The following is a 25,964-nucleotide window of genomic DNA, read 5'->3' on the forward strand; positions in this document are numbered from 1 at the left end:
TAGCAACCTCAGGCTAGAGCTGAGGTTGGTGGCTCGCTTGCAATAGAATGGTTTGACCATCGACGCGCTGATGTTCAATGGCAAAATTCTGTTCCAGCGCAGTTAATAAGCCCTCAATGTCATTAGTGCGAAACAAACCTGCTATTTGTAGCGTTTTTAGTTGGTCATCAGCTACCTTGAAATGATAGGGGGTGTAGCGACTGATTTCTTTTAAGGCATCCGCCAAGGATTCGCCTCTAAAAATGAGTTCGCCTTTTTGCCAAGATAAATCCACTTCAATTTCCGATGTTTTCAGCTGTAATATCTGCGGTTGTTGAGCACTCAGTTCTACTTTTTCACCTTTACTTACCGCCAGGGAAGCATGAGATAAACGCCTATTCTGCTGAGTAAGAGGCGTGCTATTGTCAAAGGACTGATCTGCCACCAATACCTTGCCGTCGGTCACAATTAGCTCAACGCCGGTATCTTGCAGTTGTACGTTAAACGCGGTGCCAACGGCTTGAATAATTTTTCCGCCAGCATAAACACTTAAAGGCTGCTTAGTATTATGAGCAACAGTAACATGCAGCTCACCTTTTACTAATTCAAATAAACGTTGTTTATCGGTATACGTGACTTTTACCTGAGTGTTGGTATTTAACACAACCTTGGTTTTGTCTTGCAAGTAAAAGGTAGCGTGTTCGCCCACTTTAGTTGCGTAAACATTTTCAGAGTAAATATGTTGTGCCGTTAAACTATTTTGTTGATTTTTTGACCATTGGTAAGCGCCAATCGAAAAAAGGCTGGCAAAAATAATACTTGCCGCAACGGCCCAACGTTGACCACTAACCTTAGATGCGTGATTGGGGGTATGAGGAACGACGTCGCTAAGATGATTTAATACATCCATTTTACCCCATAGATTTGCCATTTTAGTTAGCACCCTACGATGCTCTTTATTTGCAATTAACCATTGCTCTAGTTCATTCGCTTCTGTTGGGCTTAAGCCTCTGTCTAATTTACTTATCCATTCGCTGGCTTGCTCAATATATTGTTCGTCCGACTTTAACGGGTACACATTACTCATTTTCTTATCCCCCGTGTTGTCAAATTGTGTTTTGTGGTTTGAGTCAATTCACTTTCTTTTTGCATCATATAGATCGCACAACGTTTCAACCCATCAGCGATATGTTTTTCAACGGTACTCTGAGTGATAGACAACTCTTTGGCGATTTCTTTTTGTGAATAGCCGTAGACTTTTTTTAATACAAACACTCGCCGGCACTGCAATGGTAAACGTCTTACGCTTTCGCAAAAATAAGCAAATTCTTCATTACTTGCCGCTTGTTGGAATAAGGAATCTTCGTTCGTGTCAACGTCATATTGATCATCATTTTCAACACTATCACTTAAGCGACTTTCTGCTTTTTTTACATAATCTAACGCTAAATTACGTGCCGTTTTCATGACAAAAGATTTGCTGTGGGTTATGGCATCATGATTTTCTATTTGGCAAATTCGCACGTATGTTTCTTGCACAATATCTTCTATCTCTTTTGGCGGCACGATACGTGACACCATTCGAACAATACTGGTTTTTGCCAGCATAAACGTGTCGAATAAACCTGATTTTTTGAAATCGGGATGAGCCATAATTGTCCAGTTATTTTTGCTTTCAGGAATAAGACGATTGAAAACTGAAATTCCTCCATTTTATTTTAGGTAATCCAGTTTGGTTAAGAATATTCTATTAATATCAGTCGCTTATTTTGAGTGGAAGACTTAAGTTTATTTATTCCACTAGGTATGATTTATGTAATTAAGTTGTTAAATTATGCCATCGATATGAAATCAAAGAATAGCTTTTTTGCTACGGTATTTAATAGTGGGCGCGAAAAAAAAGTTTTAATGAGGTTAGTTTGAGTCCTTTAAATCATGTGCAACTGGTTTTTCATTTTGCCGTCTAAAACTTGTTCATCGCCCTTCGATACAAAAGATTTGTTGTCTGGGTTTGCGCCTATGCGCACACTTCCTCATTTTATATTGGCTAGCAGCATATTGGCTTTTGCTGGCCCTAACAAAGCGCAAACTTTACCCGTCTTACCCATAAGAGCCTGCTCAATCAATTTTGCCATTGAAGAAAAATCAGCGGATGAAGCACTCATTGAATTTGCCAAACAAACTTCCTTAACTGTGGTATTTCCTTTCAACAAAGTTAAAGAAAGTATGGCCAACGGACTTAGTGGGCAATATTGCCCCGCACAAGCCATTGAGTTGCTACTTGCTAATACTGGTTTGGCTGCTGAGTTTAGCAATAGTGGAACCTTAGTCATTAAGCTGTCAGAGGATACACAAAACCAAAAACACCAATCGCTGCTGTCGCATGTTATCGAATTGTTCACTGACGAAGGAGACAGTCTGCTCACTTACCCAGAAGCGATGGACGCTGAATATGAATTGATTTTAGTCAAGGGCATGCGGGCTAGTGCACAACGAGCTATGGATTTTAAGCAGAGTTCTCTCGAAGTGGTAGACGCGATAAAAGCCGAGGACATAGGTAAGTTTCCGGACTTAAATTTAGCTGAATCTTTGCAGCGCATCTCTGGGGTGTCGATTGATCGCTCAGAAGGGGAGGGACAGTTTGTTACTGTGCGAGGTTTTGGTCCTCAGTTCAATACCGTTTTAACCAATGGGCGACGTTTAGCTACCGACAACCAGGGCCGTGAATTCAGCTTTGACACCCTAGCGTCTGAATTAGTTAGCGGTGTCAGTGTCACAAAAACATTTTCTGCCGCCACGCAGTCTGGTGGCATAGGTTCAACAATCAACATTGAAACGGCTCGCCCCTTCAGTGAGCGTGGATTTAAAGTGGCTGGTAGTGTTAAAGCCATGTTCGATGATAATAGCGAACAAACTACCCCGCAAGGAACCTTGCTGGTGAGCCATAGCAATGATGTCTTTGGTTGGTTACTGTCTTTTTCTCAACAAGAGCATGAAGCCCGAATTAATGAAGCACAAACTGATGGTTGGTTGCTCAATACCAATATCCCGCAAGAGGAGTTAACAACGTCGAGTGACAACATTTTTGTTCCTCGAAATTACGACCAGCGAGTTAGGTTTGACAAACGAACTCGAACTGGTGGCACCATGGTTTTGCAATATCGCCCCAATCCTGATGTGGATTTAAGTCTAGATTATTTAAGTTCTAGTTTTAATGTTCGGACGCAATCTACGTCCATGGGGCACTGGTTTACATCGAGTAATCTCGAAGATGTCATAACGGACGAAAATGGTACGGTGATTGAGTTTTCACAAAATGTCGGGCACGCCACTGATTTTCACTCGCGCACATTTGATAGACCATCAAAAATAAGTGCTTTGGGATTCAATGTCGCATGGCAAGCAAGCCCTAATTTCAGCTTTCATGTTGATGCTTCGCTATCTGATGCTTCTTTTAAAGACACCCAAGGGGCTGCAAATGCTTTGTCTTTAGTGGGGTATTTGAATCGATCCCACTTTGCTTTAAATGAAAATGCTATTTTACCAGCGATTTCGGGATTCGCTGAAGCCAATCCTTATATCATCAATGCAGAAGGTGAAATGGCTGGCGTATCAGATTACCTTGATCCCGCAAATGGTAAAGCCCATGTCATGCTGCGCCGAGGTTGGAATTTGCGAGACGAACTTGAGCAATTTCGTACTGATGGGGTGTGGGACAGCCCTTGGCAACACCTTCATTCCGTGTCATTTGGATGGATGTCGAGTCGGCAAATTAAACATATCGAACGCTGGGATAATGAATATAACTTTGTACACTGTTCATTTTGTGGCTATTTTAGCGAGCCTGACCTTCCCGATAATTTTCAACAAGTATTTGATGCTGGTGATGATTTTTTACAAGGTATCAGCGGCAGTCAGGGTATTCCTCATGTGTGGCTAAGGCATAGTGGAGAAGACGTATTTACGTTTTTAGAATCAATTAGTGACGTAAGTTTTGCTGCCGTAAAGCGAGACAATTCATTTACCCTGCAAGAACAAGTTAATGCCGCCTATCTTGATTTCAGTTTTTCAGCGCAGCTCCTGCAACGCGATATTAGTATAAAAACCGGACTGCGATTTGAAGATACTCAAGTCAGTGTCGTGGGTATCGAAGCTGACCTAATTGCGCTAACGGTGCTAGACCAAACTGAATTAGGGCAAGTGTACTCCGAACCCAGAGCGCTGAATAAAACATCTGATTATCAGCATTGGCTACCGAGTTTTACTGCTAAATGGGAGCTAAGCGATAACGTGGCGGCGCGCTTCGCGATGTCACGTAGTTTGACTCGCCCAACCATGAGTCAGATGTCGCCTAGTTTAACAATTGAAACAACACGCCAGGGCGGTGATTTGAGAGTCAGTTCGGGTAACCCGGCCTTGCAGGCTTTTGAATCTCAAAATCTTGATCTTGCCCTAGAGTGGTATTTTGCCGATGCCAGTTATATGTCACTGAGTTATTTTCGTAAAAAAGTGGACAACTTCATTGTTAGCCAAACATCTAAACTTGTTATCAATGGCGTCACTGATCCCAGTACCGGTAGTGATAGCAGTCAAGCAGATGCTGATGATCACATTGCGATCTTTGAGTTAACTCAGCCAGTGAACAGTGAAACTGCTACGGTTGACGGTTGGGAACTTGCCTTTCAGTACAGTTTTACCTCAGGATTTGGCCTTATTGCCAACTCGACCATCGTAGACAGCAATGCCAAATTAGACCGTGAAAATATCAGTCAAAAGTTCGCATTAACTGGCTTAAGTAATTCCAAAAATCTCATTTTATATTACGAACACGATCCTATCCAAATTCGTCTCGCTTGGAATCAGCGTGACGGCTTTTTACAATCGTTAACCCAGATACAAGGAGGGGAACCAACGATTGTTCGTCCGTATCAACAGCTTGATATGAGTGCCAGTTTTGCTATCAATGACTCGGTATCTCTTTTTGTTGAAGGGCTGAATTTAACCCAAGAAAGTGTGCTTAAACATGGTCGTTATGATGAGCAGTTGCTATTAGTCCAACAACCTGGCGCCCGCTATACTATGGGCATTAGAGGACAGTTTTAGGCACTTAAAGTGAACAAATTAGCGCCCCACCAATCGCCCCAAGGGTGACCTGCCACCACTTAGGCGCTAGCTCTACCTTGGGAGGGTTTTTCAGCAAGTCTATATACAGTCTGTTGACATCTAAATACATCGCAAACGCTTTTTCATAACCTTGTGAGTAGGCGATGCGTTTGTCTTGTTCTAGTTTGAAGTTCTGCGCTTGTAACTCAAATATGGTTTTATCTAAGGCCATAATTTGGTTTTGTAGATCAGACTGTTTTAGACAGGCTTCTTTACTATCCAGCGCAGTTACGGTGAGTTTTACATAGTCAATGGGCAGGACCAAAACTCGCTCTTTCCAAGGTGAACCAGCAACAGGAATCGGTACCTCTATAATTCTAATCGCCTTATCTGTCAGTTTATAGCGGTCTTTAAATTGTTGTGCGATACTTTGATCACTGTATTGCTTGATGGTGTTGTAGTTAGTCTGAAGCAGCTCTTGTTTGTTGAGTTCAATTTTATTTTCCAACTCAGTGATACTCGACTTATGCGCATCAATTTGTATAACTAGGCTCTGTTGTTTGGCCTCTAAGTCTGCTACTTCCAACGTTAAGGTATCGTTATCTTTCAATAAAGCCGCTTGCTCATTTTGTGCTTTGGCAATTTTCTCTTCTGCATCTTGCCAAGCGCTGTAATAAAAATAGCTGCCTAGCAGAATAACAGTCAGCAAGACTAAAATAGTGACGTTTTTCATTTTGTCTGGCATCAGGCCTGTAACTCGTTATTAGTACGCTGGATATTTTTATAATCACAGGCTAAATCGATATCAGAATATGAGCCTGAGACTAATGTGAAATAGATCGTATTCCCCCCGATTACAGGACGTTCAAGCTTGATTTGAGTCGCAGTATTGTCATTTAGTAAACGCAGCATCGATTGAATTTTAACGGCCGCCAATTCATCCAGCTCTGCAGCTAAGGTAAAGTTATCTTCTATTAATGACATGTTTTCTTCTTCCTTGTTGGGGCAAAACTAAATGCGTGCATGGAATAAACAGTAGTCGAATTAATATTTTTTGCTTGTTGCTTTGCTGTCTTATGGTATCAAAAATGGGGAAGTGGGTGATAATTGCACAAAACTATTGACCGTTAAGCGGCTAAGTTGACCATCTTCCGATATCCAGCGTTTTATTAAACCAGAGTGTAAAAGGTTACTAGGGTAAATGATGGCTCTATTTAATTGCGCCGGCACTTGGTATATCAATTCGAATTGTCGGGTACTTCCTTGTAAGTATTGCGCCGCTGGTACACCCAAAGTCTGAGCTTCGTCTTCTAAAACTCGTGTGTAACGTTTCTGGCGATCCACATTGATGCTCTCAAAACCACTCGCTCGGTGCCTAAAAAAACCAGTGCCACCACTTTGTTCACCACATAAATAATGAACGACAGCCCACTGAGTCGATTTATGCGTATCAATGTGAGGAATGCGCTGAATGGGTAATAAATCTGTTGCTCGTACGCTGACCCAAGAAAATATTGATTGTGCGTCCTTGAATTGAAGGGCCTGACTATCAACCAACAAAGGAAGGATCTTGCGCTGTAAAAACTCACATACAAATGCACTGTATGGTGTTGGCGCTAAAAATTGTTGGCCCGGATAAAAGTGTTGCTTGGTTGGGATAGGGGCTGAAGCCTGTGAAGCGGTTTCGACGAGTAAGTCAGCATTAAGTAACCAATTATCAATAATAAATAAAGGGTTCTGCTCCTCTCCTACGTTTATCGTTGTGACAGTACTTTGAGGGTGGACTGTATAACTATGCATGACTTGTTAAGTTTGTCTGAAGCCAAGGGCTAAGAGTATTTAAGCGTATATTTTTTCGCTCAATTAACGCGTAAATTTGCCCCAATGACGCGATTTGCGTATAAATATACTGCAAATAACCTGCATGTTTGAGTTCGTTTAGGACCTCTATTGAGATTGAGTTTAGTTTTTCTTCATCAATGCTATACAGCCCTTTAATCTGTCGTTGACTCTTATCTGCAAACGTAATGTCGAGTTTTAGTGGCATTAGCAAGTCATGTTTTACCAAGCTTTTTATATATGCCTGAGTATGGATTTCTCCCTTGAGTAATTCAGCAAGAATTTGTTTTATTTCTAACAAATAATGAGAAGGGCGATTGTCTTGTGTGAATAACGCTTCTCCATCGTTTGGGGAAATTGAATGACTGTCTTGGTCGATATCGATGACTCTTTGTTTTTCTCTTTCATCATAGTTACCCACAAAAAAAGGATGGCGAGCCACATTCAATGGACTATACAAGCTGTTAAACCGAGCTTTATTCCAAAATAGGTTTTCACCATGTTCAAAACCCAGCAAGGCAATACACACAAAGTGTCCGGTTTCTTGGTTTTTACTCATCAGTATTGGAAATTCAACGACAAGCTTTAAAAACTCACTGACAACTACCGGCAGCATGTGTTGATCAGCGATGGCTTCTTCGGCTTTTTGCCTATTTACTTTGATGTTTTTGTGTAGCTGAATATTTACTGCAATGATGTCAGCCATAATGTTTTTTCTCCTTGCGCATTGTACTAAGGTAAATTACCCACGGGCTTAATAAAAGTAACAATTCATGAAGGCAAAAATTGCAAATTAGAAATAGGGTAATGAACGGCTCAAAAGTTCAGCACCTTGACACCCAAATTACGCGCGAGATGTGACTAATTTGTTATTTTTGTTAAATATTCTTTGAAATTATTAAGTGGTAGATATAGGCTGGAATTGTGATTGAAACTCACATTATACGCGAGACGTTTTTGCGTTTCATACGTGCTTTTCGAGAGCAAGATAGCACATTGTAAAGTGCTGAATTTAAAGAGAGTGTTAACGTTTTTAAATCCTTATATCTAATTAAAACCTGTGAAAACGTAACATTTTTCACGCGATTTTCCTTTTTTCAACCTCAGCAGATAAGGGCTTTCCATGATGTTTACTTCCGAGACAATGAATGAATTAAACTTGTTACTTAAATTTCCTGATACAAGTTTGATGCAGGGTATTAAGGTGCACCACGATGCTGATCCCGAATTAGTGGCTGCATCTAAGCGCTTATTCGATAAGGGTATTGTGACCTTGCCAGATGGTGGCTACCTCACTGATTTAGGTCACGATTTGTTAGAACATGCAAAAATTATTAACAGTGCTTTTGCAGTCGCGACAGAGTAATACCAAGATGATGTTCTAGCGAAGTTACTGAAGGTAAGGTCTGTGACGTCTTTCAAATCAGCAATTTTGCTAGAATATTGGTTCAAAAAAATATGTAATGGTCGATAACTAAACATATTGTTGCTCGTTTGAAGTCTGAAATTATGAATCCTATTACTTTTGCCGCCAATCTACTTTTTAGCTGTCTCTTCTTACTTGTCACGGTTGCACAAGCTGAAGAAGAGATCGTCGCCGTGCAACTTTATTCCCAAGATGAACTAATTGAGATGATAAATCGCAATGAGCATCTTGCTAGGGTGGTGAATGATCGGTGTCAGTTGGTTCAAGATATAGAAGCAAGAGCAGAAACATTGCGAGTACCCGCTTATCAGTTTTTATGGGGGGATATGCTTGCATGGGGCGTATGCGTAAAAGCTGACCCTAAAAGAGGTATTGCATTTATACAACTAGCTGCAGAGCAAGGATTACCCGCTGGTCTAGAGCAACTAGGTCGATATTACGCGCAAGGTAAATTAGTTCAACAAGATAAAGAGCGTGCTGTGGTTTTTTTACGAGAGGCATCAGGCCAGGGCCACCTAAAAGCACAAATCGAATTAGCCGAACTCTTTATTGAAGGGTATGGGAGCCCTTATGATTACGTAGACGCTTATCATTGGCTGTATAATGCGATTACTGCCGATAAAAAGGAACACGCCAAAATTTCAAAATGCTTAACTGAACTTGAAAAGTTAATGCACCCTAAAGCAGTTCGAGAAGCGAAAAGACCCTTGAATTCGTAAATCGCAGAGTATCTTTACCTTTTAGATGGTGGAGTTAGTTAGCGTATTTAGCGTGTCATGGATAAATTCTATGGCGCTGGCTTTGTCTTGAAAAATTTGTTTGCTTAGGTCTGTGGTAATTCCCGCAGCTCTACGAGAACTGTTGACTTGATGCAGAGCCAATGGATTGTTAACAACATAGGCATCTACAACACAGCCACGATTCATCATATGGCCATGAAGTTCTATCATCATCTTTTGTGCTTGAGGTGTTTCGGCTTCGCTGTGGCTTAAATCACCGAAATAGCCCCACGCTGGCAGGTTAAAATGGTTAATTAGGATGCGCATGTCTCGACAAAAATTTCGAGTTAAAATGCTGCCCAAGGCCCCATTTAATTTAGCTGTTACTACACGATCTGAATAAGATAAGTGATAATCGCCATGTTTGTCTTTAAATGTAAACTCACCCATGTAACTTTTCACCTTACACAGAAACTACGTCACCTGAGTATAATACGTTTAAAGAATTTGCATATAAATGAGCGTCTACCTTGTTATTAAAAATCAAGTCATGCCTAGGTTTAAGTGCCTTCGAGCACTGAAGTATTCATCATATTGACGATTTAAATAGGCCCAAGTAGGCAACGCTAATTCGAATTACTACGAGTAAAATAACTAAAAAACTACAGAGTTTTGTAGGCAACAGGTATACTGCGTGCAACATTTGACTTTGAGGATCGTGCAGATCCAGCTATGAACGACGACCCCCATTACCAACGCGAAAAAGAAAAATATGAAAATCCAGTCGCCAGCCGCGAATATTTGCTGGAATTGCTAGTTAAAGCTAAAAAACCTTTGTCCTTCCTCGAATTTTGCCATCAGCTCAATGCGACCGATGAAGACAGTCGCATAGGTATTCAACGACGGTTGAGAGCGATGGAGCGAGAGGGACAAGTAGAGTTTAATCGCGACAAAAAATACGCCTTAATTAAAGCAGACGATTTGATTCAGGGGCGTGTTATTGGCCATCGAGAAGGCTTTGGCTTTTTAAAGCGTGAAGATGGCGAGAAGGACTTGTTTATTCACCAAATGCAAATGGCCACTGTGTTACATGGTGACGTTGTGCAAGTAAAAGAAAGTGGTACGGATAATCGTGGCCGCAGAGAAGCCCGGATAGTAAAAATTATTGAGCCTCGCTCGGAGCCAATTGTGGGCCGTTATTTTTTCGAAAATAATGTTGCTGTCGTGATCCCGGATGATAGCCGCATTAATCACGAAATAATGATCCCCAAAGAACAAACCAATGGCGCAAGGCAAGGGCATATTGTCGTTGTTGAAATTGTACAACGTCCGCGCAAACGAGTTAACGCCATCGGTAAAATAGTTGAAGTTCTAGGTGAGCACATGGCACCTGGTATGGAAATAGATATGGCCTTGAGGACCTTTGAAATTCCGCATCAATGGCCAAAAGGTGTGACTAAACAAATTAAAGGTTTGACCGAAGATGTGCCTGAAGAGGCTAAAACAGGTCGTATTGACTTACGTCAGCTTCCCTTAGTTACCATTGATGGTGAAGATGCTCGTGACTTTGATGATGCGGTTTTTTGTGAACCCCTTGAAAAAGGCGGATGGCAACTATGGGTAGCCATTGCTGACGTGAGTTATTATGTTCGTCCGGGAACAGCCTTAGATAGCGAAGCGCAAAATCGTGGTACGTCGGTTTATTTTCCAGAACAAGTTGTACCGATGCTACCTGAAGTGCTGTCGAATGGTTTATGCTCACTCAATCCTCAAGTAGACCGCTTGTGCATGGTATGTGAAATGACCGTCAGTGAGTCGGGTAAATTACTTGAGCATCAATTTTACGAAGCCGTAATGAACTCAAAGGCACGCCTGACCTATACTAAAGTGTGGAATATACTGCAAGGGGATGAAACCCTGCAAAGTAGGTATGCCGAGCAAGTGCCGCATTTACAGAACTTGTACTCCATGTATCAAGCCCTTAAACGAACACGTGGTCAACGAGGTGCGATTGAATTTGAAACGCAAGAAAGCAAATTTATTTTTAATGCTCAACGTAAAATTGATCATATCGTGCCTGTGGTTCGCAATGACGCGCACAAACTTATTGAAGAATGCATGATACTCGCCAATGTTTCTGCGGCACGTTCATTAGCAAAACATAAGGCTGAAGCCTTGTACCGAGTTCATGATGAGCCCGATCCCGATCGTTTAACTTCGTTTTTGTCGTACTTAGGTGAAGTGGGTATTACTCATCGTATTGGTCATGATGTAACACCACAAGACCTCACAGCAGTGTTGAGTAAAATACAGGGGAGAGCTGACCAAGAGTTGATTCAAACCATGTTATTGCGCTCAATGAAGCAAGCTGTTTATGCGCCAGAAAATATTGGTCATTTTGGTTTGGCCCTTGATGCCTATGCACATTTTACATCGCCGATCCGTCGTTACCCCGATTTAGTCGTACACCGTGCATTAAAAGCCATTATTGATAAGCAAAATCAACGCAAAAATCTCAGTGGTGGTAAACATTACTCTGTGGATGAAGTTGAAGCCTTAGGCGAGCAGTGCTCGATGGCTGAACGTCGTGCAGATGATGCCACTCGAGATGTATCCGACTGGTTAAAATGTGAGTTTATGCTCGATCATGTTGGTGATAGTTTTGAGGGCGTCATAGCCTCAGTCACTAATTTTGGTTTTTTTGTGCGTTTGCCTGAATTTCATATAGATGGCCTAGTACATATCACGTCGTTAGACTCTGACTATTATCGATACGATGAAGTGAAACAACATCTCATTGGCGAGCGTATTGGAATGATTTATCGATTAGGTGATCAACTCGAAGTGAAGGTTGCTTCTGTAAATTTAGATGAACGAAAAATTGACTTTATTTTGGCATCAGGTCCATCTAGCAAAGGGCAAAATAAAGGTAAGCCCAGTAAATCGGGTAAAGCTCGCAGACAAACTGCCGCTAGGTCAGCAGCAAAAACTAAAAGTGAAACAACATCAACGCCCAGTAAACGTCCAGCAGCTAAGACCCCTGCCAAAAAGACATCAGGTGCCAAAAAATCAAGTAGTAAAGGTGCGCCTAAAAACACCAAAGCGCCCAGAAAAAGGAGTCGCTAAATGGCGCAACACGAATATATTTATGGTATCCATGCCTTACAATCCGTCATAGAACGCGAACCTGAGCGATTGATAGAATTGTTTGTTTTAAAAGGAAAAGACGACAAAAGCGTACATACGATTGTCAATCAAGCACGCCGATTTGGCGCATCGATCCAATTTTGCCAACGTAAAACCTTAGATGACAAAGCGGATAGTGAGCAACATCAAGGGGTTGTAGCACGAGTTAAGCCCGGCAAAGTCTATAATGAAAATGATTTAGCCGCTATTGTACAAGCTAATGCGCAGCCTTTTTTACTCATTTTAGATGGTGTCACAGACCCTCATAATTTAGGTGCATGTTTACGCACTGCTGATGGCGCAGGGGTGCACGCGGTTGTCGTACCTAAAGACAATTCAGCGTCTTTAACACCTGTTGTTCGCAAGGTAGCATGTGGGGCTGCGGAAGTGATACCGCTAGTACAAGTGACAAACTTAGCGCGCACACTTCGTGACCTGCAAGGTATGGGCGTATGGATAGTGGGAACGGCCGGTGAGGCAGACAAAAACATCTATGAGTGTAAACTTGGCGGCCCTTTGGCGCTAGTGATGGGGGCAGAAGATAAGGGAATGCGGCGTTTAACACGTGAGCACTGCGACGAATTAATCAAACTACCCATGGCGGGCTCGGTATCAAGCTTGAATGTATCGGTGGCAACAGGGGTTTGTTTGTACGAAATTGTTCGCCAGCGCACTTAGGTATCTGGTAATGACCTGCCCTTAGCAAAAAGGCAGGTCTTGAAGTTTAGTTCTTGGCTGAATAAGGATCTTCGGCCAATAAGTAAGAGCGTAAATCTGCTTTTTTAGGGTGCGCGAGCAACCAATCTCGACATGCTTTTATTTTTTAATAATCATCTTCACCAAATTTACTGAGATAAAGTTGGGTGAAGGTATCTTTCGCTCTTTGCTCTCTTAGTTTATTCTGCCATTGCTCAGTCAATAAAACATTAAGTGATCCTGCAAGACCCGCTGCCTTGATTAAGTCCCACTCCCCTTTGTCTAACCAAACTCCTCCAACAGGTGCACTATAATCGAGCCGATGACTAGTGTCTTTGCTAATACGCAGTTTGCGCATGATGACACCGCTAACTGGACAAAGTAATGCTCGACTACTGTCTTCGGCTTCGTCTAATACTGCCGCTTCGGTAAATAGATATTCTGGATAACGTTCTTTCCAACTCACATAATCCTCTACCAAAATCCAATTACCACCACAATTATTACAGGTGTGGCAACGAAACTCCTGATCAATAAAGCTGACTTGCAGTTCGCCTTGTTTACAACTTGTACAGTGCATTAAGTTAATCCTTCATTTTGAGCAACTATTTAGCCTAGAGTGCTATGTGTGAGGAGCAGATTCAAAACATTTTTATCTTTACTGCATAGTTGTTCCATTACATGTTCACTCCTTGAGCATAAGCCGTGTTCAGATGATTTGATCAATAAGTAAAATAGTGAGAAGTGGGCCAAACCACTATATAACTAGACGTAGGGATTAAGGCCATATGAGTATGGTTAACTTACCTACTTACTAGTCTGTCATTCATTAAAATAATTGATTTATATAATAATTTTGTATTCACACTGGCTTATTAATGATTATTCGTTAACAAAATGTTGTAGATGCTTATCAAGTGTTGACCATTTGTAATTAGGCACTGTAAATTAGGCCCTAGTTGACGAATTGCAGTTGAATTAGGATAGTTATGACCATTAAATCACCGTTAGAAATGCTGTATCACTGGGAAAATAGTACTCCTGACCGAATTTTTCTCAAACAGCCTATTAATGGTCAATACAAGGTTTTTGATTGGCGAGAAACTGGTGAGCAAGCAAGGCGTGTTGCCAGTGAGTTGCTGTCTTTAGACTTACCTCAAGGTAGTCATATCGCCATTCTTTCTAAAAACTGCGCCGAGTGGTTTATTACCGATTTAGCGATAATGCTCGCGGGACATGTGTCAGTACCGATTTATGCAACAGCCGGTGAACATACGATTCAATACGTCTTGGAACATGCTAAGTGCCCAGTTATCTTTGTCGGCAAATTAGATGATACAGAAAACCAAGTTAAGGCGATCCCTAAGAACGTAATGAAGCTAGCGTTTCCTTATCCGAACATTCCAGCGGATAAGCAATGGTCTGATTTAATGTTAAATGTGCCTTTTAGCAAATGTCCGATACCTGACATGGACTCTGTGATGACAATTATTTACACATCAGGTAGCACAGGTAACCCTAAAGGCGTAGTTCATACCTATAATTCTATATGTTGGGCCGCTTACCGTTCGCTCGATGCATTATCTGTGGATCATCAAGATAGGGTATTAAGTTATCTCCCCTTAGCCCACATTACGGAAAGAGTGTTTGCTGAACTAGCAAGTTTTTACTCATCTATGCGTATAGACTTTCTTGAATCCTTAGAGACCTTTTCTAGAGATATTTGTGCAACTAAACCCACCTTATTTGTATCAGTGCCTCGGTTGTGGACTCGTTTTCAAATGGGGGTATTAGCTAATATGCCGCAAAAAAAGTTAGACTTTTTGCTGCATATACCAATTTTGTCATCGATCGTAAAACGCAAAATACGCGAAAAGTTAGGTTTAGATGCCGCGCGCTTATGTGCAAGTGGCTCCGCGCCAATCTCTATATCAACATTAAACTGGTTCAGAACTATTGGTGTAAATATCTCTGAAGGGTGGGGAATGACTGAAAATAGCGCGTATGGCACAGGTAGTGTTCCATTTCGTGCTGATAAAATAGGTTCAATAGGTAAAGCTTATAACGGCGTAGATATCAGGATTGCCGAAGAAGGAGAAATTCAAGTCAAAGGGCCATGTAATATGATTGAATATTACCTTGAGCCAGAAAAAACCAAAGAAGTATACACTGCCGATGGCTACTTAAAAACCGGCGATAAAGGCTCAATGGACAAAGACGGATACATCAGAATTACGGGCCGCTTGAAAGAAATATTTAAAACAGCAAAAGGTAAATACATTGCGCCTGTACCAATTGAATCTAAACTTATGGGCAATTCAAATATTGAACAAGTATGCGTTACCGGCTCACACTTAAAACAGCCTATTGCGTTAATGGTATTGTCCGTGGCCGCCCAAAAATTAAATTCTGACGCACTAAAGCAAAGTCTGTTGGCAACCTTAGAAGAAGTTAACGCTGATTTAGAAAGCCATGAAGTGTTAGACCGTTTAGTCGTAATGAAAGACGAGTGGACAGTCGACAATGGTTTATTAACCCCTACTTTAAAAGTGAAACGCCATATCTTAGAAGAACGATTTGCCTCCCTGATCGATACTGAAATGACAGGTAAAGTCATTCTGCTTTAAGCCGTAAAGTCAAAATAAGAATTCTGTTGAATAAGCCCGCTTATTCAACAGAATAAAACAACCTTAGTGCTATCAATGATTTCAGCGTGCCGAGAGATTTCTTTTATTTTAATGTCAAAAAACCACTAATTAGGCCCAATAATGATTTATGATAAGGACTTAGCTTTTTAGCCTTGTATTTATCCACCTCTTTTAAAATATTTCGTAAATTCAACTATCGCTCCTACATATTTTCTGTTAGTATTTCGCGCCCTTTTAACTGGGGTATGTATAAAAAGGCAGCGAAATGCTGTTTTTTACAGCTAAATGACTCGGGAGAGTCTTAATTTAAACAGCGGAGCACTAACATGATCCAAATGCAAACTAACCTGGATGTTGCCGATAACTCGGGAGCTCGCAGGGTTCAGTGTATTAAGGTTCTTGGTGGCTCGCATCGCCGTTATGCACATATTGGTGACATCATCAAAGTTACTGTGAAAGAAGCAATTCCTCGCGGTAAAGTAAAAAAAGGTGATGTACTAAATGCAGTGGTGGTGCGTACTAGAAAAGGCGTTCGTCGTCCTGATGGATCTGCGATCCGTTTTGATAACAACGCAGCGGTGTTGTTAAACAACAACAAGCAACCTATTGGTACGCGTATCTTTGGTCCGGTTACTCGCGAACTTCGTGCAAATAACATGAAGATTGTGTCGTTAGCCCCTGAGGTACTATAAGGAGTCACGAGATGGCTAGTAAAATTCGTCGTGATGATGAAATCATCGTATTAGCGGGTAAAGATAAAGGAAAACAAGGCAAAGTTGTCAAAGTTCTTCCTGCATCTAGTCGCGTAATCGTTGAAGGTGTTAACTTAATCAAGAAGCATCAAAAGCCAAACCCTCAATTGGGTGTGACTGGCGGTATTGTTGAGAAAGAAGCATCAATTCATGTGTCAAATGTTGCGATCTTTAACCCTGCAACGGGTAAAGCTGATCGCGTTGGTTTTCGAGTTGAAGGCGACAAAAAAGTACGCTTCTTCAAATCGAATGGCCAAGTAATTTAATAAATTGGAGAGTACGATGGCGAAACTGCATGATTTCTATAAAGAAACGGTAGTAGCGGAACTTGCGAAGCAGTTCAACTACAAAAGCGTCATGCAAGTCCCTCGGATTGAAAAAATCACTCTAAACATGGGTTTAGGTGAAGCGGTAGCAGACAAGAAGGTATTGGAAAATGCCACGGCTGACATGCAAGCAATTGCTGGTCAAAAGCCTATTGTAACTGTTGCTCGTAAATCTGTAGCGGGCTTTAAAATCCGTGAAGGTTATCCGATTGGCTGTAAAGTAACCCTACGTGGTGAACGTATGTGGGAATTCTTTGAACGTTTAGTTTCAATTGCAATTCCACGTATCCGCGATTTCCGTGGCTTAAACCCTAAGTCATTTGATGGTCGTGGTAACTACAGCATGGGTGTGCGTGAGCAAATTATTTTCCCTGAAATCGATTTTGATAAAGTGGATAAAATTCGCGGTATGGATATCACTATCACTACTAGCGCTCAAACCGATGCGGAAGGCGTTGCGTTGTTAAACGCATTCAACTTCCCGTTCAAAAAGTAAGGTGTAGGGTTATGGCAAAAGAATCAATGAAAGCGCGCGAAGTAAAACGCGCCAAGCTAGCAGTAAAGTTCGCTGATAAGCGTGCGGCACTTAAAGCCACTATCAGCGATATCAACACGTCTGACGAAGACCGTTGGAACGCTGTTCTTAAGCTACAACAATTGCCACGTGATTCATCTATTGTACGTAAACGTAACCGTTGTCGTATAACAGGTCGTCCACATGGTTTCCTACGCAAGTTTGGCCTCAGCCGTATCAAGTTGCGTGAAGCAGCGATGCGCGGCGAAGTGCCTGGCCTTAAAAAAGCCAGTTGGTAAGGAGTAGCTGATATGAGTATGCAAGATCCTATCGCGGATATGTTTACCCGCGTTCGTAACGGCCAAATGGCTGGCAAAGTGACAGTAGCTATGCCTTCATCTAAATTACGCGTTGCTATCGCAAACGTACTTAAAGAAGAAGGTTACATCTCTGACGTGTCAGTTTCTGGTGACGTTAAGCCTGTATTAGAAATTACGTTAAAGTATTTCGAAGGCAAAAAAGTTATCGGCAGCATTGAGCGCGTAAGTCGCCCAGGTTTGCGCATCTATAAGAAAAAAGATGAGCTTCCAAAAGTATTGGGTGGTTTAGGTGTAGCTATCGTGTCTACCTCTAAAGGTGTGATGACTGACCGTGCAGCGCGTAAAGCGGGCATGGGTGGTGAGATCATCGGCTACGTAGCGTAAGGGGAATAGAATGTCACGTATAGCAAAAGCTCCTGTTGACATCGTGTCTGGCGTTGAAGTTTCAATCGCTGGTCAAGTTGTCACATTTAAAGGTAAAAAAGGTACATTAACTCGTACATTTAATGATGCAGTTGAAATTGTACAAGAAGAGAACCAATTAAAAACTTTACCTCGTGAAGGTATGGCTAATGGTTGGGCTCAAGCTGGTACTGCTCGCTCTCTATTAAATGCTATGGTGATTGGTGTATCCGAAGGTTTTGAGAAAAAACTATTGTTGAATGGTGTTGGTTATCGTGCGTCTGCGCAAGGTAGCAAACTAAACCTGACTTTAGGTTTCTCGCACCCCGTAGCATACGAAATGCCCGCTGGTATTTCGGTAGAGACTCCTACCCAAACTGAAATCCTCGTTAAAGGCGTTGATAAGCAGTTGGTGGGTCAAGTTGCAGCTAACATTCGTGGATACCGTCCGCCAGAGCCTTACAAAGGTAAAGGTGTACGTCTCGCCGATGAAGTTGTGCGTCGTAAAGAAGCTAAGAAAAAGTAGGTTGGTGATACGATGGATAAGAAAACAGCTCGCTTGCGCCGCGCAACCCGCGCCCGCAAAAAAATTAGTGAACTGGCCGCGCATCGCTTGGTTATTAACCGCACCCCACGTCACATATACGCTCAGTTAATCGCACCAAGCGGTTCTGAAGTATTAGCGGCGGCTTCTACTGTTGAAGCGCAGTTACGTTCAAGCGTTAAGTACGCCGGTAATGTTGATGCAGCGATAGCAGTTGGTAAAGCGATTGCAGAACGTGCTATCGAAAAAGGCATTCAAAAAGTCGCTTTCGATCGCAGCGGTTACAAGTATCACGGTCGAGTTAAGGCATTAGCTGATGCTGCTCGTGAAGCAGGTCTTCAGTTCTAGGAGTTAATTATGGCTAAAGTAGAAGTTCAACAACAGGGTGACCTGTTAGAAAAGCTTATCGCTGTAAACCGTGTATCTAAAGTGGTTAAAGGTGGTCGTATCTTTAGCTTTACTGCTTTGACAGTAGTAGGTGACGGTAACGGTCGCGTTGGTTTTGGTTATGGTAAGGCACGTGAAGTACCTGCTGCTATCCAAAAAGCAATGGAAAAAGCACGTCGCAATGTTGTGTCAGTTGATTTAAACGGTCACACGTTACAACATGCAATTAAAGGTCGTCATTCTGGCTCTAAGGTTTACATGCAACCAGCATCTGAAGGTACTGGTATTATCGCCGGTGGTGCGATGCGTGCAGTCCTTGAAGTCGCTGGCGTACAGAACGTACTTTCAAAATGTTACGGATCTACCAATCCAATTAACGTTGTGCGTGCAACTATCAACGCGTTGACAGAAATGACTTCGCCTGAGCAAGTTGCTGCTAAACGTGGATTGTCAGTAACACAGATTTTGGGGTAATTGAACATGGCAACGATTAAAATAAAGCAGACTAAAAGCTCTATCGGTCGTCTTCCCAAGCATAAGGCAACCCTTACTGGCTTAGGTCTTCGTCGCATCGGTCATGTTCGTGAACTAGAAGATACCCCTTCTGTCCGTGGCATGATCAACCGTGTATATTACATGGTTGAAGTAGTGGAGGAGTAACAGATGCATTTAAATACTTTGGCTCCTGCACATGGAGCAAAAACATCTCGTAAGCGTTTGGGTCGTGGTATTGGCTCTGGTCTTGGAAAAACTGGTGGCCGTGGTCACAAAGGTCAAACTAGCCGTTCAGGCGGTACAGTTAAGCCTGGTTTTGAAGGCGGTCAAATGCCGATCCAGCGTCGTTTACCTAAGTTTGGTTTCACTTCACGTAAATCATTGGTTACTGACCAAGTTACGTTAAGCGAAATCTCTCAGGTAGAGGGCGATGTTGTTTCACTAGAAACTTTAAAAGCAGCAAGTCTTGTCAAAAAAGAAATGCGCTATGTTAAAGTTCTTAAAAGTGGTGAAATCACTCGCGCTGTTACGATTAGCGGTTTAAAGGTAACTAAAGGTGCCCTTGAAGCAATTCAGGCAGCTGGCGGTAAGGTAGAGGAATAGGCTAGATGGCTAAACCAGGATCGGATTCGAGCGCAAAAGGCGGCTTGAGCGAACTTAAATCGAGGTTGTGGTTCGTACTTGGTGCGATCATAGTATTTAGGTTGGGCTCTTACGTGCCTATTCCTGGTATTGATGCAGCTGTGTTGGCCGATTTATTCGACCAACAAAAAGGGACTATCGTGGAAATGTTTAATATGTTTTCAGGTGGTGCCTTAGAGCGTGCATCGGTTCTTGCCCTAGGTATCATGCCTTACATTACAGCGTCCATCATTATGCAATTACTAACGGTAATGCATCCGTCAATGATGGAATTAAAGAAAGAAGGCGAAGCCGGTCGTCGCAAAATAAGCCAATATACAAGGTACTTCACTTTGGTGTTAGCTTCTTTCCAAGCAGTTGGAATAGCGACAAATTTACCAAACTTGATTTCAGGTTTGGTGATAAATCCCGGTTTCGGTTTTTACTTTACGGCAGTAGTGAGTTTGGTTACCGGTACCATGTTTTTAATGTGGTTAGGTGAGCAAATTACTGAGCGAGGTATCGGTAACGGTATTTCTATTTTGATTTTTGCCGGAATAGTGTCTGGTCTACCAACTGCTCTAGGGCAAACGGCGGAGCAGGCTAGAACGGGTGACATAAATCTGTTGTTCTTGTTGTTGATTGGTTTAATTATCATAGCCATCACTTATTTTGTTGTATTTGTTGAGCGTGGCCAGCGTCGAATCGTCGTTAACTATGCTAAACGTCAACAGGGTCGTAAAGTATTTGCTGCTCAAAGCACGCATTTGCCTTTAAAAGTGAATATGGCTGGTGTTATTCCACCAATTTTTGCATCAAGTATAATATTGTTTCCTGGTACTGTTGCTAACTGGTTTGGTCAAAATGAATCATTGTCTTGGTTACAAGACGTGGCTTTAATGTTGTCTCCTGGACAACCTCTTTACGTCATGTTTTACGCTGCGGCAATTATCTTCTTCTGTTTCTTCTACACTGCGTTGGTTTTTAACCCCCGTGAGACAGCTGATAACTTAAAGAAGTCTGGTGCTTTTGTGCCAGGGATTCGCCCAGGCGAACAAACTTCACGCTACATTGATAAAGTAATGACGCGACTAACTTTAGCTGGTGCGCTTTATATAACCTTTATTTGTTTAGTGCCTGAATTCATGTTGATTGCATGGAATGTTCCTTTCTATTTTGGCGGAACTTCACTACTCATTATGGTAGTTGTAATCATGGATTTTATGGCGCAGGTGCAGACCCATTTGATGTCAAATCAATATGAGTCTGTTCTTAAGAAAGCTAATCTTAAAGGCTATGGTCGATAAGATGGCATTTTACGGAGTGATGAAATGAAAGTTCGTGCATCCGTCAAACGGATTTGCCGTAACTGCAAAGTCATTAAGCGCAACGGTGTTGTTCGTGTGATTTGTAGTGAGCCCAAGCATAAGCAAAGGCAAGGTTAATCGAACGGTTTGGGGGTCGTCTAGATACGCTAGCGCCTCAAACCTTTATTTGCAATTTAGTCGTTGGGTAAGTATCCTATCGGGCTTTTTAGGCCGACGACAATAACTAAGAGGAGTACTGTTAATGGCCCGTATCGCTGGCATTAACATCCCTGAGCACAAGCATGCTGTGATTGCTCTTGAAGCAATCTTCGGTATCGGTGCCACACGTGCTAAAAGCATTTGTGTCGCTGCTAGTGTTGCAGAGTCAACCAAGATTAAAGATCTTGATGAAGCACAGATTGATAAATTGCGTGATGAAGTAGCTAAATTCACTGTTGAAGGTGATCTACGTCGTGAAGTATCAATGAGTATTAAACGTTTGATGGATTTAGGTTGCTTCCGTGGTATACGCCACCGTCGTAGTCTTCCTCTACGTGGTCAGCGCACTAAAACAAATGCGCGCACCCGTAAGGGTCCTCGCAAAGCAATTAAAAAGTAAGCGGGGAATAAGATATGGCTAAAGCTCCTATTAAAAGCACGCGTAAGCGCGCAAAACGTCAAGTTGCAGATGGTATGGCTCATATCCATGCGTCTTTCAACAACACAATAGTGACAATTACTGATCGTCAGGGTAATGCTCTTTCTTGGGCAACATCAGGTGGTTCTGGTTTCCGTGGTTCACGTAAATCTACCCCATTTGCTGCACAGGTTGCTGCTGAGCGTGCCGGTACTGCCGCACAGGAATTTGGTTTGAAAAACATAGAAGTGTTCGTTAAAGGTCCAGGTCCAGGTCGTGAATCTGCGATCCGTGCTTTGAACGCTGCTGGTTATAAAATCACTAATATTACCGATGTGACGCCTATTCCTCACAACGGTTGTCGTCCACCGAAAAAACGTCGCGTTTAATCGACGGACAGTTGGAGAAAGATCATGGCAAGATATTTGGGTCCAAAACTCAAACTTAGCCGCCGCGAAGGAACAGATTTGTTCCTTAAAAGTGGCGTTCGAGCAATCGAATCTAAATGTAAAATTGATACCGCACCTGGTCAACATGGCGCCCGTCGTGGCCGCTTGTCAGACTATGGTGTTCAATTGCGTGAAAAGCAAAAAGTTCGTCGTATGTACGGTGTTCTTGAAAAACAATTCCGTAATTACTATAAAGAAGCAGCTCGTTTAAAAGGTAATACTGGTGAAAACCTATTACAACTTTTAGAACAGCGCCTTGACAATGTTGTTTACCGTATTGGTTTTGCTAGTACTCGTGCTGAAGCACGTCAACTAGTTAGCCACAAGGCCATTTTGGTCAACGGTCAAGTTGTTAACGTTCCTTCTTTTAATGTTTCTGCTGAAGACGTTGTTTCTGTTCGTGAGAAAGCTAAAAAACAAGCTCGTATTGTTGCTGCTCTTGAATTGGCTGAACAGCGTGAGAAACCAACTTGGATCGAAGTAGACAGCAAGAAGATGGAAGGTACATTTAAACGTGTTCCTGAAAGAGCTGATTTGTCTGCTGAGATAAATGAACAGTTGATCGTCGAACTTTACTCTAAGTAAAGATAAAAGAAGAGAGGAAACAATGTCGGGTTCTGTAACTGAATTCTTAAAACCAAGATTAGTTGAAATTGATAACGTCTCATCAACACGCGCTAAGGTCACTCTTGAACCTTTAGAACGTGGTTTTGGTCACACGTTGGGCAATGCCTTACGTCGCATTCTACTGTCATCTATGCCAGGGTGTGCTGTAACCGAAGTTGAAATTGATGGTGTGCTTCATGAGTACAGCACCAAAGAAGGCGTACAAGAAGACGTTATCGAAATATTGCTTAACTTAAAAGGTTTAGCGGTGCGTCTTGAAGGCAAAACCGAAGCAACACTAACTCTAGTGAAATCCGGTGCGGGCCCAGTATTAGCTGGAGATATCCAGCATGATGGTGATGTGGAAATCGTTAACCCTGATCATTTAGTTTGTACTTTAACTGGCGATGCTGAAATCAGTATGCGCATTAAAGTAGAAATGGGTCGTGGTTATGTACCTGCATCAACTCGCCGCTCTTCTGAAGAAGATGATCGTCCTATTGGTCGTTTATTGGTTGATGCTTCATTTAGCCCTGTAGAACGTATTGCTTATACAGTTGAATCAGCGCGTGTAGAACAACGTACTGATTTAGATAAGCTTATTATTGATATGGAAACCAACGGTACAATTGATCCTGAAGAAGCAATTCGTCGTTCAGCTACAATTTTAGCTGAGCAATTAGATGCATTTGTTGAACTTCGCGATATCAAAGAGCCGGTTGAGAAAGAAGAGAAACCGGAGTTTGATCCGATTTTACTTCGCCCTGTTGATGATTTAGAACTTACTGTACGTTCTGCTAATTGCTTGAAAGCTGAAGCTATCCAATATATTGGTGATCTTGTACAGCGTACCGAAGTTGAGTTGTTAAAAACTCCAAACTTGGGTAAGAAGTCTCTAACAGAGATCAAAGACGTACTTGCTTCTCGTGGACTTTCTTTGGGCATGCGCCTAGAAAATTGGCCACCTGAAAGTATCGCAGAAAAAGATTAATCAGATTTAATTTAAACTGATTTGTAAAGAAGGATAAAACTATGCGCCATCGTAAGAGTGGTCGTCAGTTAAATCGTAATAGCAGCCATCGTCAAGCGATGTTTAAAAACATGGCTGGCTCTTTGGTTAAGCATGAGTTGATTAAAACAACTTTGCCCAAAGCGAAAGAACTGCGTCGCGTAATTGAACCTCTTATCACACTTGCTAAGCAAGACAGTGTTGCAAACCGTCGTTTGGCGTTTGCACGTACTGGTGATAAAGAAGTTGTTGGTAAATTATTCAATGAACTAGGCCCTCGCTATGAAGCACGCCCAGGTGGTTATATTCGCATTTTAAAATGTGGTTTCCGCTCTGGTGATAATGCTCCAATGGCTTATGTTGAGTTGGTTGACCGTCCAGAAGTTGAAGCAGTCGAAATGACTGAAGAAGCTACCGCGGAATAATAGCTTTACCACATAGAAAGCCGGGCAATGCCCGGCTTTTTTGATCAAAAAGGAATAAAAATAATATCTTGTTATTAAAATATCATGCGTCAAGCAGAAAATTTGCAAACACGCCTGTACTTGCTTACATGCCTGTATCTTTTTTTTCACTGCACTCGCCTGCAGGTCCATTAAAGTAATGACATACTTTGATGTCTAGCCAAACTACTGTTATACAAAGGTGAGTTTCTGAAAAGATAGCGTTTTGAAACTTGCCTACTCTGGCTCTTAGAAATTCATGCCTTATGTTCGTGCATCTTTCAAGGTCGGATTAATTAGTTCTAGTCTTCACTGCCAACTATGATCTGAACGCATTAACAGTTTTACATTAGAAACTTAGAGCACAAAAAAAGGCCAATTTAGAATTGGCCCTTGCTTGATTGATTGATATAACGGTTCAATTTTTATCTAAAGCTTGGGCAACCTCTTCGGCTGTTGCACCACCATTGGTTGCGTACTTCTCCAAATTCTCATTTGAGATCCCAGAATTTTGACCGGTCTCGATAATCTTTTTAACTTGTTCTCTTTGAGCTGATGATTCTCTCACAGCTGTTGTTATCACAATCTCAGCGTCATTAGGGAAACTAGCAAGAAGTGCTTCAACTACATACTCTCCAACCAAGGGCACAGCTCCGATGGCTGAGGTTAATATTTCAACTAATTTAGATGGATGCTCTTTAGCGAGTGATTGCACAATATAATCAGCAGAATCTGGCTCTGTTACTACTGCGATTCTAACTATTTCATCCAATTCGCCTGGTGTTGAATTCGCCGCAGCGGTAACAACAAAATCTACATAGCTTGGATCTGCATTAATTGCTGTTTCGACTATGCTAGTGCAGCTACTGATTCCCTTCCTTAAAGCCATTGTAACAACCTCTTCAGTTAAAGTTGGTTGTGCAGAAATAGCTGCATGGATGATTTCTTTATATTGTTCTGGGTACAAATCTAGGGCGGTATCAATAATGCTGGCAGCTTCTTGAGGATAATGTCTCACTATACTCTTAATGGCCCTACCGATTGACATGTTTTGTTGGACTTGGTTTTGTATAAATGAACTGGTTAGTTCGGGTGTTACGTTATTATCTGTGTTTTCAATTGCACCGGCTAAAGCGCAATGCGCTAAACTACTAATAAATAAGGTGCTTAAGGCTACTCTTTTAATATTCATTCTACTTCACCAACTACATTGCGTTACTAACTGAGTTCAGACCTCCCTGTCTACTGTAGGTTCAATTTAACAATAAATTTACCAAATAAACAGTAATTAAGCACTTTGCTGAATATTCATACGTATAAAAAATAATTTCTACAAATTTGTATTTCTTGCTTGACCTTGTCTCCCAAATCTATAGAATGCGCCTCCTCGCTTCGGGACAGACTTTAAAAGGCTGAAACGACACAGGCTTAGGTCAGTGAGTGAGACTCTTCGGAGTCAAGCAGTTAGCGGGTTGTAGAGAAGGGTTTTAAAAATTAATTTAAAAACTTTCTTGACAACGAAAACGGATAGCGTAATATGCGCCTCCCGCTTGAGA

Annotated in this window: 32 protein-coding genes; 23 read left to right on the forward strand and 9 right to left on the reverse strand. The window is 41.9% G+C overall.

Annotation, left to right across the window (positions count from 1 at the left end; all coding sequences use genetic code 11):
* Window positions 1-13: 13 nt before the first annotated feature.
* Window positions 14-1,066, reverse strand: a complete 1,053-nt coding sequence (locus ACEN2L_RS15600) for a FecR family protein (RefSeq protein WP_441745046.1) — start codon at window positions 1,064-1,066, stop codon at window positions 14-16.
* Window positions 1,063-1,632 carry a sigma-70 family RNA polymerase sigma factor gene (locus tag ACEN2L_RS15605; protein ID WP_441745048.1) on the reverse strand — a complete coding sequence of 190 codons (570 nt, stop codon included), beginning with the start codon at window positions 1,630-1,632 and terminating at the stop codon, window positions 1,063-1,065. Before ACEN2L_RS15605 ends, ACEN2L_RS15600 begins: the two co-directional genes overlap by 4 nt.
* Window positions 1,633-1,998: 366 nt before the next feature.
* On the opposite strand from ACEN2L_RS15605, the gene ACEN2L_RS15610 reads away from it, so the two are divergent.
* A complete protein-coding gene (locus ACEN2L_RS15610) occupies window positions 1,999-5,082 on the forward strand; it encodes a TonB-dependent receptor (RefSeq protein ID WP_441745050.1) in 3,084 nt (1,027 codons plus the stop codon).
* A gap of 4 nt (window positions 5,083-5,086) precedes the next feature.
* On the opposite strand, the gene ACEN2L_RS15615 is transcribed toward ACEN2L_RS15610, so the two are convergent.
* The 4 genes from ACEN2L_RS15615 to ACEN2L_RS15630 all read right to left on the reverse strand — a co-directional run bounded on the left by ACEN2L_RS15615 (window position 5,087) and on the right by ACEN2L_RS15630 (window position 7,627).
* Window positions 5,087-5,827, reverse strand: coding sequence for a hypothetical protein (locus ACEN2L_RS15615; protein WP_441745051.1), 741 nt, complete (start codon window positions 5,825-5,827; stop codon window positions 5,087-5,089).
* A complete protein-coding gene (locus tag ACEN2L_RS15620; protein WP_441745053.1) occupies window positions 5,827-6,066 on the reverse strand; it encodes a hypothetical protein in 240 nt (79 codons plus the stop codon). The genes ACEN2L_RS15615 and ACEN2L_RS15620 overlap by 1 nt, the downstream gene beginning before the upstream one ends.
* Window positions 6,067-6,156: 90 nt before the next feature.
* Complete coding sequence (locus ACEN2L_RS15625) at window positions 6,157-6,882, reverse strand: DUF6445 family protein (RefSeq protein WP_441745054.1); 726 nt, start codon at window positions 6,880-6,882, stop codon at window positions 6,157-6,159.
* The gene (locus ACEN2L_RS15630) at window positions 6,875-7,627 is read right to left on the reverse strand and encodes a SapC family protein (protein ID WP_441745056.1); all 753 of its coding nucleotides are present in this window, start codon (window positions 7,625-7,627) and stop codon (window positions 6,875-6,877) included. The genes ACEN2L_RS15625 and ACEN2L_RS15630 overlap by 8 nt, the downstream gene beginning before the upstream one ends.
* 417 nt (window positions 7,628-8,044) lie before the next feature.
* Between ACEN2L_RS15630 and ACEN2L_RS15635 the strand changes: the two genes are divergently transcribed.
* Complete coding sequence (locus ACEN2L_RS15635; protein ID WP_441745058.1) at window positions 8,045-8,287, forward strand: TIGR02647 family protein; 243 nt, start codon at window positions 8,045-8,047, stop codon at window positions 8,285-8,287.
* A gap of 143 nt (window positions 8,288-8,430) precedes the next feature.
* Window positions 8,431-9,066, forward strand: a complete 636-nt coding sequence (locus ACEN2L_RS15640; protein ID WP_306023956.1) for a tetratricopeptide repeat protein — start codon at window positions 8,431-8,433, stop codon at window positions 9,064-9,066.
* 21 nt (window positions 9,067-9,087) lie between these two features.
* On the opposite strand, the gene ACEN2L_RS15645 is transcribed toward ACEN2L_RS15640, so the two are convergent.
* Complete coding sequence (locus ACEN2L_RS15645; protein WP_306023957.1) at window positions 9,088-9,516, reverse strand: hypothetical protein; 429 nt, start codon at window positions 9,514-9,516, stop codon at window positions 9,088-9,090.
* A gap of 282 nt (window positions 9,517-9,798) precedes the next feature.
* Between ACEN2L_RS15645 and rnr the strand changes: the two genes are divergently transcribed.
* Window positions 9,799-12,192 (forward strand): ribonuclease R, encoded by a 2,394-nt coding sequence (gene rnr / locus ACEN2L_RS15650; RefSeq protein WP_441745060.1) that lies wholly within the window; start codon window positions 9,799-9,801, stop codon window positions 12,190-12,192.
* Window positions 12,193-12,930 (forward strand): 23S rRNA (guanosine(2251)-2'-O)-methyltransferase RlmB, encoded by a 738-nt coding sequence (rlmB, locus tag ACEN2L_RS15655; protein WP_306023959.1) that lies wholly within the window; start codon window positions 12,193-12,195, stop codon window positions 12,928-12,930.
* A gap of 145 nt (window positions 12,931-13,075) precedes the next feature.
* Here the strand turns inward: rlmB and ACEN2L_RS15660 are convergent, their stop codons facing one another.
* Window positions 13,076-13,528, reverse strand: coding sequence for a zf-TFIIB domain-containing protein (locus tag ACEN2L_RS15660; protein ID WP_441745062.1), 453 nt, complete (start codon window positions 13,526-13,528; stop codon window positions 13,076-13,078).
* 409 nt (window positions 13,529-13,937) lie between these two features.
* On the opposite strand from ACEN2L_RS15660, the gene ACEN2L_RS15665 reads away from it, so the two are divergent.
* The 18 genes from ACEN2L_RS15665 to rplQ all read left to right on the forward strand — a co-directional run bounded on the left by ACEN2L_RS15665 (window position 13,938) and on the right by rplQ (window position 24,390).
* Window positions 13,938-15,575 carry an AMP-binding protein gene (locus ACEN2L_RS15665; protein ID WP_441745064.1) on the forward strand — a complete coding sequence of 546 codons (1,638 nt, stop codon included), beginning with the start codon at window positions 13,938-13,940 and terminating at the stop codon, window positions 15,573-15,575.
* Between the two features lie 347 nt (window positions 15,576-15,922).
* On the forward strand, window positions 15,923-16,288 hold the full coding sequence (gene rplN / locus ACEN2L_RS15670; protein WP_068371025.1) for a 50S ribosomal protein L14: 366 nt from the start codon (window positions 15,923-15,925) through the stop codon (window positions 16,286-16,288).
* Between the two features lie 11 nt (window positions 16,289-16,299).
* The gene (rplX, locus tag ACEN2L_RS15675) at window positions 16,300-16,614 is read left to right on the forward strand and encodes a 50S ribosomal protein L24 (protein WP_306023963.1); all 315 of its coding nucleotides are present in this window, start codon (window positions 16,300-16,302) and stop codon (window positions 16,612-16,614) included.
* Between the two features lie 16 nt (window positions 16,615-16,630).
* Window positions 16,631-17,170: a 50S ribosomal protein L5 gene (gene rplE / locus ACEN2L_RS15680; protein ID WP_306023964.1), complete on the forward strand. Its 540-nt coding sequence runs from the start codon at window positions 16,631-16,633 to the stop codon at window positions 17,168-17,170.
* Between the two features lie 11 nt (window positions 17,171-17,181).
* Complete coding sequence (gene rpsN / locus ACEN2L_RS15685; protein ID WP_306023965.1) at window positions 17,182-17,487, forward strand: 30S ribosomal protein S14; 306 nt, start codon at window positions 17,182-17,184, stop codon at window positions 17,485-17,487.
* A 12-nt stretch (window positions 17,488-17,499) separates the two neighbouring features.
* Window positions 17,500-17,892, forward strand: a complete 393-nt coding sequence (gene rpsH / locus ACEN2L_RS15690) for a 30S ribosomal protein S8 (protein WP_306023966.1) — start codon at window positions 17,500-17,502, stop codon at window positions 17,890-17,892.
* Between the two features lie 10 nt (window positions 17,893-17,902).
* On the forward strand, window positions 17,903-18,436 hold the full coding sequence (gene rplF / locus ACEN2L_RS15695; protein ID WP_306023967.1) for a 50S ribosomal protein L6: 534 nt from the start codon (window positions 17,903-17,905) through the stop codon (window positions 18,434-18,436).
* Window positions 18,437-18,448: 12 nt separating this feature from the next.
* Window positions 18,449-18,802 carry a 50S ribosomal protein L18 gene (gene rplR, locus ACEN2L_RS15700; protein ID WP_306023968.1) on the forward strand — a complete coding sequence of 118 codons (354 nt, stop codon included), beginning with the start codon at window positions 18,449-18,451 and terminating at the stop codon, window positions 18,800-18,802.
* Between the two features lie 9 nt (window positions 18,803-18,811).
* Window positions 18,812-19,315 carry a 30S ribosomal protein S5 gene (rpsE, locus tag ACEN2L_RS15705; RefSeq protein WP_306023969.1) on the forward strand — a complete coding sequence of 168 codons (504 nt, stop codon included), beginning with the start codon at window positions 18,812-18,814 and terminating at the stop codon, window positions 19,313-19,315.
* Window positions 19,316-19,321: 6 nt separating this feature from the next.
* Window positions 19,322-19,501: a 50S ribosomal protein L30 gene (gene rpmD / locus ACEN2L_RS15710; protein ID WP_068371050.1), complete on the forward strand. Its 180-nt coding sequence runs from the start codon at window positions 19,322-19,324 to the stop codon at window positions 19,499-19,501.
* A 3-nt stretch (window positions 19,502-19,504) separates the two neighbouring features.
* Window positions 19,505-19,939, forward strand: a complete 435-nt coding sequence (gene rplO / locus ACEN2L_RS15715; RefSeq protein WP_306023970.1) for a 50S ribosomal protein L15 — start codon at window positions 19,505-19,507, stop codon at window positions 19,937-19,939.
* A 5-nt stretch (window positions 19,940-19,944) separates the two neighbouring features.
* Window positions 19,945-21,264, forward strand: a complete 1,320-nt coding sequence (gene secY / locus ACEN2L_RS15720) for a preprotein translocase subunit SecY (RefSeq protein WP_306023971.1) — start codon at window positions 19,945-19,947, stop codon at window positions 21,262-21,264.
* 24 nt (window positions 21,265-21,288) lie between these two features.
* Entirely contained in the window at window positions 21,289-21,402 is a 114-nt protein-coding gene (gene rpmJ / locus ACEN2L_RS15725) for a 50S ribosomal protein L36 (protein ID WP_082768678.1), read from the forward strand.
* A 124-nt stretch (window positions 21,403-21,526) separates the two neighbouring features.
* Window positions 21,527-21,883 (forward strand): 30S ribosomal protein S13, encoded by a 357-nt coding sequence (gene rpsM, locus ACEN2L_RS15730; protein ID WP_306023972.1) that lies wholly within the window; start codon window positions 21,527-21,529, stop codon window positions 21,881-21,883.
* A 14-nt stretch (window positions 21,884-21,897) separates the two neighbouring features.
* Complete coding sequence (gene rpsK, locus ACEN2L_RS15735; RefSeq protein ID WP_068371061.1) at window positions 21,898-22,290, forward strand: 30S ribosomal protein S11; 393 nt, start codon at window positions 21,898-21,900, stop codon at window positions 22,288-22,290.
* 24 nt (window positions 22,291-22,314) lie between these two features.
* On the forward strand, window positions 22,315-22,935 hold the full coding sequence (gene rpsD, locus ACEN2L_RS15740) for a 30S ribosomal protein S4 (RefSeq protein WP_306023973.1): 621 nt from the start codon (window positions 22,315-22,317) through the stop codon (window positions 22,933-22,935).
* Between the two features lie 22 nt (window positions 22,936-22,957).
* A complete protein-coding gene (locus tag ACEN2L_RS15745; protein ID WP_306023974.1) occupies window positions 22,958-23,947 on the forward strand; it encodes a DNA-directed RNA polymerase subunit alpha in 990 nt (329 codons plus the stop codon).
* A 41-nt stretch (window positions 23,948-23,988) separates the two neighbouring features.
* Window positions 23,989-24,390, forward strand: coding sequence for a 50S ribosomal protein L17 (gene rplQ, locus ACEN2L_RS15750; RefSeq protein ID WP_441745070.1), 402 nt, complete (start codon window positions 23,989-23,991; stop codon window positions 24,388-24,390).
* Between the two features lie 436 nt (window positions 24,391-24,826).
* Here the strand turns inward: rplQ and ACEN2L_RS15755 are convergent, their stop codons facing one another.
* On the reverse strand, window positions 24,827-25,600 hold the full coding sequence (locus ACEN2L_RS15755; RefSeq protein ID WP_441745072.1) for a hypothetical protein: 774 nt from the start codon (window positions 25,598-25,600) through the stop codon (window positions 24,827-24,829).
* Between the last annotated feature and the right edge of the window lie 364 nt (window positions 25,601-25,964).

The organism is Flavobacterium sp. W21_SRS_FM6 (assembly GCF_052119645.1).
In the GTDB taxonomy this organism is placed as follows: Bacteria; Pseudomonadota; Gammaproteobacteria; order Enterobacterales; family Alteromonadaceae; genus Paraglaciecola.

Excerpts from the sequence above, each read along its gene's own strand:
- ACEN2L_RS15630 (WP_441745056.1), bottom strand. The coding sequence starts at position 7,627 with ATGGCTGACATCATTGCAGTAAATATTCAGCTACACAAAAACATCAAA.
- ACEN2L_RS15745 (WP_306023974.1), top strand. The coding sequence starts at position 22,958 with ATGTCGGGTTCTGTAACTGAATTCTTAAAACCAAGATTAGTTGAAATT.
- rplE (WP_306023964.1), top strand. The coding sequence starts at position 16,631 with ATGGCGAAACTGCATGATTTCTATAAAGAAACGGTAGTAGCGGAACTT.
- rpsN (WP_306023965.1), top strand. The coding sequence starts at position 17,182 with ATGGCAAAAGAATCAATGAAAGCGCGCGAAGTAAAACGCGCCAAGCTA.
- rlmB (WP_306023959.1), top strand. The coding sequence starts at position 12,193 with ATGGCGCAACACGAATATATTTATGGTATCCATGCCTTACAATCCGTC.
- rplR (WP_306023968.1), top strand. The coding sequence starts at position 18,449 with ATGGATAAGAAAACAGCTCGCTTGCGCCGCGCAACCCGCGCCCGCAAA.
- ACEN2L_RS15640 (WP_306023956.1), top strand. The coding sequence starts at position 8,431 with ATGAATCCTATTACTTTTGCCGCCAATCTACTTTTTAGCTGTCTCTTC.
- ACEN2L_RS15620 (WP_441745053.1), bottom strand. The coding sequence starts at position 6,066 with ATGTCATTAATAGAAGATAACTTTACCTTAGCTGCAGAGCTGGATGAA.
- ACEN2L_RS15755 (WP_441745072.1), bottom strand. The coding sequence starts at position 25,600 with ATGAATATTAAAAGAGTAGCCTTAAGCACCTTATTTATTAGTAGTTTA.
- rplX (WP_306023963.1), top strand. The coding sequence starts at position 16,300 with ATGGCTAGTAAAATTCGTCGTGATGATGAAATCATCGTATTAGCGGGT.
- ACEN2L_RS15635 (WP_441745058.1), top strand. The coding sequence starts at position 8,045 with ATGATGTTTACTTCCGAGACAATGAATGAATTAAACTTGTTACTTAAA.
- ACEN2L_RS15665 (WP_441745064.1), top strand. The coding sequence starts at position 13,938 with ATGACCATTAAATCACCGTTAGAAATGCTGTATCACTGGGAAAATAGT.
- rpsE (WP_306023969.1), top strand. The coding sequence starts at position 18,812 with ATGGCTAAAGTAGAAGTTCAACAACAGGGTGACCTGTTAGAAAAGCTT.
- rpsM (WP_306023972.1), top strand. The coding sequence starts at position 21,527 with ATGGCCCGTATCGCTGGCATTAACATCCCTGAGCACAAGCATGCTGTG.
- rplF (WP_306023967.1), top strand. The coding sequence starts at position 17,903 with ATGTCACGTATAGCAAAAGCTCCTGTTGACATCGTGTCTGGCGTTGAA.
- ACEN2L_RS15605 (WP_441745048.1), bottom strand. The coding sequence starts at position 1,632 with ATGGCTCATCCCGATTTCAAAAAATCAGGTTTATTCGACACGTTTATG.
- rnr (WP_441745060.1), top strand. The coding sequence starts at position 9,799 with ATGAACGACGACCCCCATTACCAACGCGAAAAAGAAAAATATGAAAAT.
- secY (WP_306023971.1), top strand. The coding sequence starts at position 19,945 with ATGGCTAAACCAGGATCGGATTCGAGCGCAAAAGGCGGCTTGAGCGAA.
- rplQ (WP_441745070.1), top strand. The coding sequence starts at position 23,989 with ATGCGCCATCGTAAGAGTGGTCGTCAGTTAAATCGTAATAGCAGCCAT.
- rplO (WP_306023970.1), top strand. The coding sequence starts at position 19,505 with ATGCATTTAAATACTTTGGCTCCTGCACATGGAGCAAAAACATCTCGT.
- ACEN2L_RS15625 (WP_441745054.1), bottom strand. The coding sequence starts at position 6,882 with ATGCATAGTTATACAGTCCACCCTCAAAGTACTGTCACAACGATAAAC.
- rpsD (WP_306023973.1), top strand. The coding sequence starts at position 22,315 with ATGGCAAGATATTTGGGTCCAAAACTCAAACTTAGCCGCCGCGAAGGA.
- ACEN2L_RS15660 (WP_441745062.1), bottom strand. The coding sequence starts at position 13,528 with ATGCACTGTACAAGTTGTAAACAAGGCGAACTGCAAGTCAGCTTTATT.
- rpsK (WP_068371061.1), top strand. The coding sequence starts at position 21,898 with ATGGCTAAAGCTCCTATTAAAAGCACGCGTAAGCGCGCAAAACGTCAA.
- rplN (WP_068371025.1), top strand. The coding sequence starts at position 15,923 with ATGATCCAAATGCAAACTAACCTGGATGTTGCCGATAACTCGGGAGCT.
- rpsH (WP_306023966.1), top strand. The coding sequence starts at position 17,500 with ATGAGTATGCAAGATCCTATCGCGGATATGTTTACCCGCGTTCGTAAC.
- ACEN2L_RS15610 (WP_441745050.1), top strand. The coding sequence starts at position 1,999 with ATGCGCACACTTCCTCATTTTATATTGGCTAGCAGCATATTGGCTTTT.
- ACEN2L_RS15645 (WP_306023957.1), bottom strand. The coding sequence starts at position 9,516 with ATGGGTGAGTTTACATTTAAAGACAAACATGGCGATTATCACTTATCT.
- rpmJ (WP_082768678.1), top strand. The coding sequence starts at position 21,289 with ATGAAAGTTCGTGCATCCGTCAAACGGATTTGCCGTAACTGCAAAGTC.
- ACEN2L_RS15600 (WP_441745046.1), bottom strand. The coding sequence starts at position 1,066 with ATGAGTAATGTGTACCCGTTAAAGTCGGACGAACAATATATTGAGCAA.
- rpmD (WP_068371050.1), top strand. The coding sequence starts at position 19,322 with ATGGCAACGATTAAAATAAAGCAGACTAAAAGCTCTATCGGTCGTCTT.
- ACEN2L_RS15615 (WP_441745051.1), bottom strand. The coding sequence starts at position 5,827 with ATGCCAGACAAAATGAAAAACGTCACTATTTTAGTCTTGCTGACTGTT.